Origin of the sequence: Mesorhizobium sp. J8 (assembly GCF_016591715.1) — a bacterium.
Lineage (GTDB): Bacteria > Pseudomonadota > Alphaproteobacteria > Rhizobiales > Rhizobiaceae > Mesorhizobium.
In genome coordinates this window covers 6,088,157-6,100,928 of the sequence record NZ_AP024109.1, presented here as the reverse complement: position 1 = coordinate 6,100,928, position 12,772 = coordinate 6,088,157, and the positions used below count along the sequence as shown (strand labels likewise).

Here is a 12,772-nt window from a genome sequence, read left to right as displayed (position 1 = left end):
ATGAGGGAAACTGCCATCAAGCGCTTCGACCTTTCCGGCCGGCTTGCCCTGGTAACCGGATCCTCGAAGGGGATAGGCTTCGCGATCGCCCGCGGCCTGGCCGAAGCAGGCGCGGAGCTGGTGCTCAACGCGCGCAACGAAAGCGTGCTGGAGGAGGCGCGGGCAAGGCTCGCCGCCGAAGGCCATAAGGTTCACGCTCGCGCCTTCGACGTGACCGACGCGGCCGTCGTGGCGGCAGCGGTCGATGCCATCGAGAGCGAAATCGGTCCGATCGAGATCCTCTTCAACAATGCCGGCACGCAATTTCGCGCGCCGCTCGAGCAATTTCCGCTGGATGCCTGGGAAAGGCTCAAGGCGACCAACATCGACAGCGTGTTCCATGTCGGTCAGGCCGTGGCACGCCGCATGATCCCGCGCGGACACGGCAAAATCATCAACATCGCTTCCGTGCAGAGCGAGCTGGCGCGCACGAGCATCGCTCCCTATACGGCGACCAAGGGTGCCGTGAAGATGCTGACCAAGGGCATGGCGACCGACTGGGCGCGATATGGCCTGCAGGTCAATGCGATCGGCCCAGGCTATTTCAACACCGAACTCAACGCCGCCCTGGTCGCCGACGCCGACTTCACCGCCTGGCTGGAAAAACGCACGCCTGCCGGCCGCTGGGCGGAAGTCGGGGAACTGATCGGGGCCGCGGTCTTCCTGGCATCGGATGCATCTAGCTTTGTCAACGGCCACGTCCTCTATGTCGACGGCGGCATCACGGCATCGCTTTGACGGGACGAGCGTGGAAGCTCTTCCTTGACAATCGGCGGGGAGCGTTCCAGCATTATTGGAAGGGGTTCTCCGCGACGACCCCGTGAGGCGTCAGCCCAACGATCGCGTCCAGGCTCTCTTTGTTCAGGAGGTGGACGCCATGCCGTCAACAACCCAAATCACCGTTCCGCAACTCACCCGTCTCGTCGGCCTGCCGGATGCGCCGGTTCTGATCGACGTGCGCATCGACGAGGACTATGAAGCCGATCCGCGGCTGCTGCCGGCGTCCTGCCGGCGCGATTTCAGGACCGTCTCGACCTGGGCGGCCGAATTCGCGGGGTCAAAGGCCGTCGTTATCTGCCAGCGGGGGGAGAAACTCTCGCAAGGCGTTGCCGCATGGCTGCGCCACGAAGGCATTCCGGCTGAGTCGCTGGAAGGCGGCTTCGAGGTCTGGGGCGCCGCCAAGGCGCCATTGGTCAGGGCCGGCGCGATCCCGCCGCGCGATGAAAAGGGGCGCACTGTATGGGTCACCCGTTCGCGGCCCAAGGTCGACCGCATCGCCTGTCCCTGGCTGATCCGCCGCTTCGTCGATCCCGAGGCGGTGTTCCTGTTCGTCGATCCGGCCGAGGTGCCTCTGGTGGCGGACCGCTTTGCAGCGGTACCCTTCGACATCGAAAGCGTGTTCTGGAGCCATCGCGGGGACCGCTGCACTTTCGACACCATGATCGAGGAATTCGGCCTGCGCGTCGAGGCGCTCGATCGCCTGGCGCTGATCGTGCGCGGCGCGGACACGGCGCGGCTCGACCTCGTGCCGCAAGCGGCCGGGTTCCTCGCCGCCTCGCTCGGCCTGTCGCGCATGTTCCGCGACGACCTCGAACAGCTCGAAGCCGGTATGCTCTTCTACGACGCCTTCTTCCGCTGGTGCCGCGACGCGACCGACGAGACGCATAACTGGCCGGTCGGAGGCAAGACCCCATGACGATCCTTGCCAAAGGCCGGGCCGCACGGCCGTCCGACGCCCCGGCGATGCCGAGCTTCCGCGAGGCGACGCGGCTCTGGGCCAGGATCGGCCTGCTGTCGTTCGGCGGGCCGGCCGGGCAGATCGCGCTGATGCACAAGGAGCTGGTCGAGGAGCGCCGCTGGATCGGCGAGGAGCGTTTCCTGCACGCGCTCAACTACTGCATGCTCCTGCCCGGGCCCGAGGCGCAGCAGCTTGCCGTCTATATCGGCTGGCTGCTGCACCGAACGGCGGGCGGGCTGGTCGCGGGCATCCTGTTCGTGCTGCCCGGCGCGCTGGTCATGCTTGGTCTGAGCAGCTTCTACATGCTCTACAACGACGCGCCGGTGGTCGAGGCGCTGTTCTTCGGCGTCAAGGCGGCGGTGCTCGCCGTGGTCGTGGAGGCAGTGATCCGCATCGGCAAGCGCGCGCTGAAGAACCGCGCGATGGTAGCGATCGCCGTGGCGGCCTTCCTCGCCATCTATGTCGTGAAGCTGCCGTTCCCGCTCATCGTGCTCACAGCCGGACTTATCGGCTGGGCCGGCAATCGCTTTGCACCGGCGCTGTTTTCCGGCTCGGCGCATGGCAAGGGCGGCGCCGCCGCCGATCACAAAGGCGTGGTCGACCTGATGTTCGAGCGCGGCGAGCTCGGCCACACCGTGCCGTCACGATGGCATGCGGTCCGGACCATCGGCATCTGGCTTCCACTTTGGCTAGGGCCGGTGGCGCTGATCGCCTTGCTGGCGGGCCCAGCTAGCGTGTGGGCGCAGATCGGTGGCTTCTTCAGCCTGATGGCCGTCGTCACCTTCGGCGGCGCCTATGCGGTGCTCGCCTATGTGGCGCAGGCGGCGGTCACCTCGTTCGGCTGGCTTTCGCCTGGACAGATGGTCGACGGGCTGGGACTCGCCGAAACGACGCCAGGGCCGCTGATCCTGGTGCTGCAATTCGTCGGCTTTGCCGCCGCCTATCGCCATGCAGGCGCGATCAGCCCTTTGCTCGCCGGATCGCTCGGGTCGGCGCTGACGCTCTGGGCCACCTTCGTCCCCTGCTTCTTCTGGATATTTCTGGGCGCGCCCTACATCGAGCAATTGCGGCAGAACAAGGCGCTGGCGGCGGCGCTCGGCGCCATCACCGCGGCGGTGGTCGGCGTCATCATGAACCTTGCATTGTGGTTCGCGCTGCATGTCGTCTTCGGCAAGGTCGCAAGCGTCGGCTGGGGCGTGGAGGTGCCGTTCCCGTCCTCGCTCGACTGGCGCGCCGCGCTGCTGTCGGTTGGGGCGATGGTCGCCATGTTCAGGCTGAAGCTCGGCATGTTGCCGACGCTGGCGGGGTCGGCTCTGGCCGGGCTTGCCTTGCTGGCGCTGTAGACCCGCGCGCCCCTCGATCACGTCAGCGTGAAGGAAAAGGCTGACCGGCCGGGAATAAACGGCCCGGTCCGCCGGTCTCCAGGGCATGCGCCGTTTACGCGCAACAGCAGGAGACCATCATGAAGCGGCATGAAGACAAATACGCACGGGCGGAAGAGGGCGACGGCCTAAGCCGCCGTCGCCCCTTGGAGCGCTGGAGCTGGGCGCACCTGTTCTGGGCAATACCGCCCCGCCGGCGTCCCTGATCCGTGCCGATCGCAACCATCGAGATCCACGACCATGACGGCAAGCACCCCGTTGCAGCCAGCGATGCGCCGTCCCCTTCCAAGGCGCCCCTTGCTTCCGAGACACTTGACTCCGGTGACACCAATGCCTTCTCCTCCCTCGAAGCAGGCGCCCTCGCCTGCGGTCGCGATCTTCACCCGCACGAGCAGGGACAGATCGTCGCCTCCCGCTGAGGGCGGCGGCACACCCATGGCGGGAGCGCCCGACGGCGGAACGGTGTTGAGCGAAAAGATGCTGGCCGCGCGTTTTGCCGAGGTGGTGCTGCCGCATCTTGGCGATGCGCTGTCGCTCGCCCGCTGGCTGACCGGCAACGCGGCCGATGCCGAGGATGTCGTGCAGGAGGCCTGCCTCAAGGCGCATGCGGGCATTGCCGGCTTCGCTGGGGGAAACCCCCGCGCGTGGCTGCTCACCATCGTGCGCAACGCCTCCTATACATGGATGGCGAAGAACCGTCCGCGCAGCGTGGTCGCCGTCGGCGACCTCGCCGATCTCGACGACGTGTCGCCGCCGACCGACAATGATGCCGACAGCCCCGAGGCGGTTCTGATCGCCAAGGCGAATTCGGCGGCGGTGGAAGCGGCGATCGCAAGGCTGCCGCAGGCCTTCCGCGAGACGCTGGTGCTGCGCGACATAAACGGTCTCAGCTACCGCGAGATCGCCGCCATGCTCGGCGTGCCGCAAGGCACGGTGATGTCGCGGCTGGCGCGAGCCCGCGGCCTCTTGATGACGGAACTTGGAGGGCGCGACCATGAGCCCGCATGAAGATCGCTCGCGTGAGGATGGATTGCCGCAAGACCCGCAGGATATGAAGCTGATGATCCACGCCCTGGTCGATGGCGAGCTCGATGCCGCGGCCGCTTTGGCGGTCGAGCGCCGCATGGCCGCAGATCCGGAGCTGGCCGCCGAGCATGCGCGCCTGGTGGCGCTGCGCGGCGCTCTCGCCAACGTGCAGCGTCCCGTCGTGAGCGACGATTTCCTGGCGCGGATCGCGGCGATTGCCGAGGTGAAAGATGCCGAGGACGCCGCCGAACCCGCGACCGCGAAGGTTGAGCCGCTGCCACAATGGCAGCAGAGCAACGTCGTCGAGATGCGGCCGCGCGCGTCACGCTGGTTCAACTCTTTCGACTGGCGCCAGATGGCGGCCTCGATCGTGCTGACGGCGTTCCTCGCCAGCGGCGCGACGCAGTGGCTGGCCACGGCGGACAATGGCTCCGAGAGCTTTGCGGTCGCCGTCGCCAATGGTCATCGCCGCAGCCTGCTCGCGGCGACGCCGGTCGATATCGTCTCGTCCGACCGCCACACGGTGAAGCCATGGCTTGACGGTCGCATCGGCGTGTCGCCGGCGGCGCCGGACATGGCCAAGGACGGCTACGCGCTGCTCGGCGGACGCGTCGAGGTGATCGGCGACAAGCCGATGCCGGCGCTGGTCTACCGCCATCACGAGCATCTGATCACGCTGGTGGCCGCGCCTCGGCAGAACGAGGCCAAATCGGTGCCGGTGGCGGACGACCTCTCGGCGGGGGGCTTCTTTCTGGTCCACTGGACCGACGACGCCTTCTCCTATTGGGCGATCTCGGACGCCGAACGCCCGGCGCTGGACGATTTCGTCGTCCGCTTTCGGGCGGCGATCATCGCCAATCCGGCTGCCGGCAGTCCGGGTTAGGGAACGAACGTCCTTATCGCCGCTGTTTTGAGGTTGGCTAACCCATTTGGCGGGAAGCCTGATGCCTGTCCGTCCGCGAGAATCACGCCTCGGTTGCGCCGGCTCCTTGGCGCACAAGTGATAAGTCAAGGTCGACTTCGGTGTGTTATATACGCCGCGTTCTCGGGGCGGATACGAGTCGATGGATCAGGAAAGACTTCTGGCCGCAGTCCTTCTGGCCGATGTCGTGGGCAGCGTGCCGCTCTATGAGCGCATCGGCGACGATGCCGCGCTGCGGCAGGTCTCGGATTGCCTCGACGCGATACGCGAGATCGTCGCCAAGCATGGCGGTGACTTCATCTACTCGAAGGGCGATGATGTGCTCAGCCTGTTCGAGACACCGGAGGCGGCGCTGAGGGCGGTCTGCCAGATCGGCGGCCAAATGACGAAAGAGCCCTTGATCGTCCGGATCGGATTGCATTTCGGGGCGGTCATTCGCGCGCGCGGCGCGGTATTCGGCGACGTTGTCAATGTCACCGCAAGGCTGTCCGCCACGGCCAATCCCGGGGAGGTCCTGATCAGCCAGAGCTTCTTCGAAGCCCTTTCCGCGGACAGCCGCGGTACCTTGCGGCTCCTCGACAAAATGGCCTTCAAGGGAAAGCAAGAACTCTTCGATGTCTATACGCTGCGGAGCGACGATGGCGCCCCCAGCACGCATGTCGTCAACCGGGGCACCTTTGTCGACAGGCGCTCGGCCCCGCCGCCGCGGATCAATCTGGTCATCCGCTATGAAGATCAATTGCGATCCTGCCGAAACAACGAATTGGTGACGATCGGCCGATCGCCGGAATGCGATATCGTCGTCCAGCGGCCCTGGGTTTCGAGGCACCACGCGACCTTCACCATTTCGAATGGCAAGGCGAGGCTTGTCGAGCGAAGCTCATCGGGCACATTTGTGTCGATGGGATCCGGCCAAGACGTCTTCGTGCGCCGCGAGGATATTCTCCTCTTCGGCTCCGGCGTTATCTCACCCGGACGCAGATCGACCCTCGGCGACGCCCAGATCCTTCGCTACGAGATTATCCCGGGCTGATCCGGCCGGCCATCCGATTGAAGCCGAGGCGGAATGGCGTGCCGCGCAAATTCTTCATCAGCGGCCGATTAAACGCCTGCCATGCCTGGCAGATAGGCGAGCCATGAATCGAGTGCGCCGCTCATTCCGATCCAGGCGACCACGATCGGTCCGATCCATGGAAAAATTGTTCGGGGAGACGCCCTCGAAAGGCGGATCGTTCCTTCTAAGGCGGGCTAGAGTCTATAAAAATTATAGACATAAGATCTGGCGCCGGCATACCGAGGGAATGAACATGGCCAATCCAACCGTTGTCGGTTTCTCCGGAAATTTCACCCGGCCGTCGAAGACGCGCGGTTTCGTCGAGCAGGTGGTGAGGGACATCGCGGCCCGCAACGCTTTGTCCGCGAGCACCTTTGACATCGAGGACGTCGGACCTTCGCTCGGCAACGCCAAATGGGCGCGCGATCTCGATCAGCAGGCCCGCGATATCCTCGACAGGGTCGTCAACGCCGATGTGCTGGTGGTCGGATCGCCGACGTACAAGGGCAGCTACACCGGCCTATTCAAACATTTCTTCGACCTGCTCGATCCGGCCTCGCTGAGGGGCAAGCCGGTGCTGCTGCTCGCAACGGGGGGCGGCGAGCGGCATGCGCTGATCGTCGAGCATCAATTGCGGCCGCTGTTCGGCTTTTTCGAGGCGCTTGCCTTGCCCACCGGGGTCTATGCGACGGACAAGGATTTCGCCGACGGCGTCCTGGTCTCCGAAGCGATCCGCAAGCGCGTCGCGCAGGCGGTCGACGAGGCGGGCCATGCGCTCTCCCGCCGCGCCGCCGGCCAGCGGATCGCGGCGGAATAGCCGAGGCAACCCGCTTGAAGGTGCTTACGTTTCTGTGACGAATTTGGTCCGCAGATAGGCGTCCAGGCCCTCGATTCCGGATTCCGATCCGTAGCCGGATTCGTTGACGCCGCCGAAAGGCGTTTCCGGCGTGGACACCATCATATGGTTGACGCCGACCAGGCCGGCTTCGAGCGCGAGCTCGCTCTTTTGCGCAAGCGCCATGTCACGGGTGAACACGAATGAGGCCAGTCCATAGGGCAATGCGTTCGCGCGCTCGATCACTTCGTCGAAGGATGAGAAAGTGGTTGCGGGAGCGATCGGTCCAAACGGCTCTTCCGACATGATGCGGGCGGTATCAGGAACGTCCCGCAGCAGGGTCGGTGCATAGAAGTATCCCTTGTTGCCGCGACGCTGTCCGCCGGTGACGACTTTTGCCCCGCGAGATTGCGCGTCCGAGACGAAGGCGTCCATCGCCTCGAGGCGGCGCGGCGCGATCATCGGTCCCATCTGGACACCGTCTTCCAGGCCGTCGCCGATCTTCAGGCGGTTGGCGCGGTCGACGAATCCCGACAGGAAGGGTTCGTAGACGGATTCGTGGATGTAGAAACGCGTCGGCGACGTGCAGACCTGCCCGGCGTTGCGGAACTTGAACGCCACCAATGTGTCCAGTGCTTTCTCAATGTCCGCGTCCTTGTGGACGATCACCGGCGCGTGGCCGCCAAGCTCCATCGTGCAGCGCTTGAGCGTGTCCGCCGCCTGTTTCTGCAGAAGCTTTCCCACCGCCGTCGAGCCGGTCAACGACACTTTCTTGATGATGGGCGATGCCAGCAGGTAGCTGGACACTTCCGACGGAACGCCGAACACGATGTTCAGCACGCCCGCCGGCAGCCCCGCTTCCTGGAAGCAGCGGGCCATCGCGACGGCGGTCCCGGGCGTCTCTTCCGCCGGCTTCAGGATGATCGAGCATCCGGCGCCGAGAGCGCCGGCGATCTTGCGGATCGTGTTGCTGGCCGGAAAGTTCCAGGCGGCGAAAGCGGCTACCGGCCCGACCGGTTCCTTCAGCACCATCTGGCGCACGCCAGGCAGCCTGGCGGGCACGATCCGGCCATAGGCGCGCTTGCCTTCCTCGGCGTACCATCTCGTGGCGTCCGCGGCGAACTGGACCTCGCCAGTGGCTTCAGCCAGCGCCTTGCCGTTCTCCATGGTCAGGATCCGGGCAATATCGGCCTTGCGTCGTTCGATCAGATCGGCGGCCTTGGACATGATCAGCCAACGCTGTTGCGCCGTCATCGCCTTCCAGACCTTGAAGCCCTGCGCGGCAGCCGCCAGCGCCTCGTCCAGGTCGGCAACGCTGGCATGCGGGACTTCGGCAAGGACTTCCTCATTGGCCGGATTGACCAAGGGTTCCGATCTTCCCTCGGAACCTTTCCGCCACACGCCTGCAATCAGCAGCTCAATCTTTTCCGAATACATTGTCCGTTCTTCCTCTTGGATCCTGACCGTCCTGAATCTTGCGACGCCGAATGCGCCCCTCGACGGGTGCCCACGGCAACTTCTGCAAAGGGCGCTTGACTTGTATTCTGTATACAATATGGTGTCGACATGATTTTGCAACGATTACCGAAACTGGCAGCCGCCATCCCCGAGAGCCTCGCCGAAATGCTGGAGGAGGAGATCATTTTCGGGCGCCTCAAATCCGAGGAGCGATTGACCGAAGAAGTCGTCGCCGAACGCTACGGCGTCAGCCGTTCGCCCGTGCGTGAAGCGCTACGCTTGCTGGAGCGAGACGGACTGGTCATCCGCGAAGCGCGGCGCGGGATCTGGGTCGCGCCCATGTCGCAGCGTGATTTTGACGAAGTCTATACGTGCCGGATTGCGCTTGAGGGCCTCGTCGCTCGTCAGGCTGCCGAATCCACGGATGCGGTACGGAAGAAGGAGTTCCGCGGCCTTTTGGTCGAGCTCAAGGAAGCACAGGCGCGCAACGACGCCCGGCAGTTCTTCACCGTCGACGTCCGCGGCTCGGCCCTGGTCTACGACCTGGCCGCGAACCGCACGTTGACCCGTCTGCTGCAGGGCCTTGAGAAGCAGGCGCTGCGCTACCGCTTCCACGCCTACGAGCAGGATCCGAAGATCGTCAAGCTGTCGCTGGACGACACGGCTCGGATCTACGACGCGATCACGGCCGGCGACGGCGACGCGGCCCAGGCGATGACGGAGAAGCTCATCCGCGAGATTTGGCAGAGCATGCGCGAAAAGGTGCGCGACTATTTCGGTCAGTAATTATCATGTTGGCGTTGAACTCTTCCTTCGCTGTCGTGGACAGCCACACCGCCGGGCATCCGACGCGCGTGATCTTCAGCGGAATCCCCCGGCTCGACGGCCGGACCGTGTGGGAACGCCGCGAAGATTTCCGCAATCGCTTCGATCATCTGCGCGCCGCGCTCCTGCATGAGCCGCGTGGCCACGCCGCGATGGTCGGGCTGGTTCCCGTGCCGTCCGACGTGGCGGACTACGGCGCCTTCTTCATCTCATCGTATGTCTATCTCGATATGTGCGGTCACGGCACGATCGGCTTTGCCAAGACGCTCGCTTTCACGGGGCAGATCGGACGGTCGACGGGAGACAGCTTCACGCTCGAAACGCCGGCGGGCGTCGTCACCGTCGGGCTGGTCTGGGGCGAGGGCGGCGCGCTGCAATCGGTGCGGCTGAAGAATGTGCCAAGCTATGTCGGCCTGGAAGGACTGGAGGTCGACGTCGCCGGTATCGGCCGGATCCGGACGGATATCGTCTATGGCGGCATGTGGTATGCCCTGGTCGACGCCACGCAGCTGGGGCTGGAACTCGCTCCGGACCATGCATCGCAGCTGATGCTCAAAGGCTCCACCATCAAGGCGGCGATCAAGGAAGCGGTCGCCGACATGCCGCTTTTCGCCGGCGCGACGGCGCCGAGCGTGCTCTTCTACGCGGCCGACGCGCCCGACAGCGCGACGCATTTCCTGGTGCTCGAGGTCAACAAGTACGACCGGTCGCCCTGCGGCACCGGCACTTCGGCGCGCATGGCCCATCTCCTGCACAAGGGCATCCTGCGATCCGACCAGGTTTATCGCGCCCGCAACATATTCGGCATCCCGTTCGAGGCCCGCCTTTCCGAGAAGGTGGCAATTGGGGAGCGAGAGGCCGCAATCGTCGAGGTCGAAGGCAGCGCCTTCATCACCTCGGCGCAGACGATCTTCTTCGAAGCGGACGATCCGCTCTCGAAGGGATTCCTCAGTCGTTAACAACCCAACCACAAGAAAAGGGGAACGTTATGATATCGTTCAACTTCAGCAAGCTGTTTGCGGCGGCGACCGTCGCGCTCTCCCTTCTGGCGGCGCCCGTGGCAGCTGTCGCGGACGACAATCCGTCGGCCGTGCTCGACCAGATCCGCGCCTCGGGCGTTCTCAAGGCGCCCGTCATGGTCGGCGAGGAACCCGGTTACATCAAGGATCCGGCGACGGGACAGTGGAGCGGCTTCTACGTAGAGTTCCTCACCGAGATCGCCACCGAGCTCGGCGTCAAGCTGCAGCCGGTCGAGACGACCTGGGGCAATCTTGCCGCCGACTTCCAGTCGAACAAGATTGACATCGCCATCGGCGTCAATCCGAACCCGAAGCGCGGCCTCGTGGTCGACTATCTGTGGGAGCCGCTGTTCACTGACGCCTGGGCCGTGCTCACGCCGGTCGGCAAGCCGGTGAAGACCTGGGCCGAGCTCAACGACCCGTCCAAGACGGTGGTCGTCCAGAAGGGATCGACGATGCAGATCGTCGCCGAGGCGCTTCTGCCCAAGGCCAAGATCACGCCCGTGGAGGACCGCGGCCTGGCGCTGATGGAGCTGCAGTCGGGCCGCACCGACGCCGTCCTGCTGTCGATCTTCGACGCGCTGCAGGTCTCGGAAAAGAAGATCGGCGAGGTCTCCCTGCCTGAGCCGATCCTGCGCAACCCCGCGACGCTGGCGGTCGCCCGCAAGCCCGGCAATGCCGGCTACATCAACTTCCTGACCAACTGGATCGAGCAGCAGCGCTCGCTCGGCCAGGCGCAGGGCAAGCTGGCGCGCGCCTGGGAGGCACGCGGCATCGACCTGTCCATTCTGCCGAAGGGTTTCAGCTTCTGATCGCTGCCCCGCACCAGCTTGACCGCTTTCCGGAGCGGTCAAGCCTTCCTCGGCGCGTTCAGTTCCGCCGACGAGACGAGCACGGACCATGTTTGATTTCACCGTACTGACCAACAACTGGCCGCTGCTCTGGGACGGCCTGCTGATGACGCTATACTTCACCGTCATCACCATCCTGGCGGGGCTTGCCATCGGGCTGATCGTCGGCCTCATCCAGCTCAGCACCTTCCGACCGCTTGTACTGCTCGGCCAGCTCTATGTCGAATTCTTCCGCAACATCCCGCTGCTGGTGACCTTGCTCTGGGTCTATTATGCCTTCCCGATCTTCGCCGGCATCAACGTGACGAAGTTCTGGGCCGGCTTCATCGGCCTCAGCTGCTATGTCGGCTCCTTCTATGCGGAAATCCTGCGCGCCGGCGTCCAGTCGATCGACCAGGGACAGACCGACGCGGCGACCGCCATCGGCATGTCCTACAGCCAGCGTATGCGTCGCATCATCCTTCCCCAGGCGTTTCGCCGGATGATCCCGCCGCTCGCCGGCCAGTCGATCATCCAGATGAAGAACACCACGCTATTGTCGATGATTACGGTGCCCGACCTGCTCTATCAGGCCAGCTATATCTCCTCCTTCACCTATCGGCCGATGGAGGTCTACACGGCCGTCGGCGCGATCTTCCTCATCATCTTGGTGCCGCTGACCTACCTGGCGCGCAAGCTGGAAAAGAGCGGGGTGATGTCCAAATGACCGGCAATCCAACATCGCTGCTGCCCAACGGCGCAAACGTCAGGCAAGTCCTGGAACTGGAACGCATCTGCCTGGATTTCGCCGCCAGGAGGGTCCTGCACGGCGTCGATCTGAAGGTGGCCGAAGGCGAGGTGGTCGTCCTGATTGGCGCAAGCGGATCGGGCAAGACCTCGCTTCTGCGCTGCATTAACCTGCTCAACAGCCCTACCAGCGGTCATATCGTCATCGACGGCGAGACGATCTTCGACCGTCAGGCCGGCGGCGGCCGCGAGATCGCCAAGCAGGAGATCAATCGGATTCGCGCCAAGACCGGCATGGTCTTCCAGCAGTTCAACCTGTTCCCGCACATGACGGCGCTTCAGAACGTCATGGAAGGTCCCGTGACGGTCAAGAAGGAACCCGCAGACGCGGCGCGCGAGAAGGCCATGCGGCTGCTCAAGACCATGGGGCTGGAGCAGCACGCCGACAAACTTCCGCGCCAGCTTTCCGGTGGCCAGCAGCAGCGCGTGGCGATCGCCCGCGCCATGGCCATGCAGCCGAAGGTCATGCTTTTCGACGAGCCGACATCGGCGCTCGATCCGGAGCTCGTCGGCGAGGTCATGAAGGCGATGGTCGAATTGGCCAAGAGCGGAATGACGATGGTGATCGTAACGCATGAGTTGGGCTTCGCCTTCGAGATCGCCGATCGCATCGTCTTCCTCGACCAGGGCCTGATCGCGGAAGAAGGCCCGCCGCACAAGATATTGCTCCATCCGACGCACGAGCGGCTGAAGAGCTTCGTCGGCCGCTTCCATGAATCGGCGGACATGCTTCGCCCGTTCCTGGAAGCCATGCACGCCGACGGAGCGTGAGCGCTTCGTGGCATTACCGCGCAGGAAGAATTCGCCGTCGACGGGCGCCGACACGCCTCCGAAAAG

General features: G+C 64.6%; 14 protein-coding genes. 13 read left to right on the top strand and 1 reads right to left on the bottom strand.

Annotated elements, in window-relative coordinates; genetic code table 11:
- From MJ8_RS29135 to msuE, 8 genes are all read left to right on the top strand, one after another.
- Window positions 1-777, top strand: a complete 777-nt coding sequence (locus MJ8_RS29135) for an SDR family oxidoreductase (RefSeq protein ID WP_201412020.1) — start codon at window positions 1-3, stop codon at window positions 775-777.
- Between the two features lie 139 nt (window positions 778-916).
- Window positions 917-1,735 carry a chromate resistance protein ChrB domain-containing protein gene (locus MJ8_RS29130; RefSeq protein ID WP_201412019.1) on the top strand — a complete coding sequence of 273 codons (819 nt, stop codon included), beginning with the start codon at window positions 917-919 and terminating at the stop codon, window positions 1,733-1,735.
- Window positions 1,732-3,120, top strand: coding sequence for a chromate efflux transporter (gene chrA / locus MJ8_RS29125; RefSeq protein ID WP_201412018.1), 1,389 nt, complete (start codon window positions 1,732-1,734; stop codon window positions 3,118-3,120). The genes MJ8_RS29130 and chrA overlap by 4 nt, the downstream gene beginning before the upstream one ends.
- A gap of 248 nt (window positions 3,121-3,368) precedes the next feature.
- Window positions 3,369-3,578, top strand: a complete 210-nt coding sequence (locus tag MJ8_RS29120; protein ID WP_201412017.1) for a hypothetical protein — start codon at window positions 3,369-3,371, stop codon at window positions 3,576-3,578.
- A gap of 16 nt (window positions 3,579-3,594) precedes the next feature.
- Window positions 3,595-4,167 (top strand): sigma-70 family RNA polymerase sigma factor, encoded by a 573-nt coding sequence (locus tag MJ8_RS29115; RefSeq protein ID WP_201412016.1) that lies wholly within the window; start codon window positions 3,595-3,597, stop codon window positions 4,165-4,167.
- Window positions 4,154-5,068 (top strand): anti-sigma factor family protein, encoded by a 915-nt coding sequence (locus MJ8_RS29110; RefSeq protein WP_201412015.1) that lies wholly within the window; start codon window positions 4,154-4,156, stop codon window positions 5,066-5,068. Before MJ8_RS29115 ends, MJ8_RS29110 begins: the two co-directional genes overlap by 14 nt.
- A gap of 181 nt (window positions 5,069-5,249) precedes the next feature.
- The gene (locus tag MJ8_RS29105) at window positions 5,250-6,140 is read left to right on the top strand and encodes an adenylate/guanylate cyclase domain-containing protein (RefSeq protein ID WP_201412014.1); all 891 of its coding nucleotides are present in this window, start codon (window positions 5,250-5,252) and stop codon (window positions 6,138-6,140) included.
- Between the two features lie 274 nt (window positions 6,141-6,414).
- Window positions 6,415-6,978, top strand: coding sequence for an FMN reductase (gene msuE, locus MJ8_RS29100; protein WP_201412013.1), 564 nt, complete (start codon window positions 6,415-6,417; stop codon window positions 6,976-6,978).
- Between the two features lie 24 nt (window positions 6,979-7,002).
- On the opposite strand, the gene MJ8_RS29095 is transcribed toward msuE, so the two are convergent.
- Window positions 7,003-8,433 (bottom strand): NAD-dependent succinate-semialdehyde dehydrogenase, encoded by a 1,431-nt coding sequence (locus tag MJ8_RS29095; protein WP_201412012.1) that lies wholly within the window; start codon window positions 8,431-8,433, stop codon window positions 7,003-7,005.
- Window positions 8,434-8,562: 129 nt separating this feature from the next.
- Between MJ8_RS29095 and MJ8_RS29090 the strand changes: the two genes are divergently transcribed.
- The 5 genes from MJ8_RS29090 to MJ8_RS29070 all read left to right on the top strand — a co-directional run bounded on the left by MJ8_RS29090 (window position 8,563) and on the right by MJ8_RS29070 (window position 12,706).
- On the top strand, window positions 8,563-9,240 hold the full coding sequence (locus tag MJ8_RS29090) for a GntR family transcriptional regulator (RefSeq protein ID WP_201412011.1): 678 nt from the start codon (window positions 8,563-8,565) through the stop codon (window positions 9,238-9,240).
- Between the two features lie 5 nt (window positions 9,241-9,245).
- Window positions 9,246-10,238, top strand: a complete 993-nt coding sequence (locus MJ8_RS29085) for a proline racemase family protein (protein WP_201412010.1) — start codon at window positions 9,246-9,248, stop codon at window positions 10,236-10,238.
- A gap of 29 nt (window positions 10,239-10,267) precedes the next feature.
- Entirely contained in the window at window positions 10,268-11,110 is an 843-nt protein-coding gene (locus MJ8_RS29080; protein WP_040989330.1) for a transporter substrate-binding domain-containing protein, read from the top strand.
- Between the two features lie 88 nt (window positions 11,111-11,198).
- Window positions 11,199-11,855, top strand: a complete 657-nt coding sequence (locus MJ8_RS29075) for an amino acid ABC transporter permease (RefSeq protein WP_201412009.1) — start codon at window positions 11,199-11,201, stop codon at window positions 11,853-11,855.
- A complete protein-coding gene (locus MJ8_RS29070; RefSeq protein WP_201412008.1) occupies window positions 11,852-12,706 on the top strand; it encodes an amino acid ABC transporter ATP-binding protein in 855 nt (284 codons plus the stop codon). Before MJ8_RS29075 ends, MJ8_RS29070 begins: the two co-directional genes overlap by 4 nt.
- Window positions 12,707-12,772: the final 66 nt, after the last annotated feature.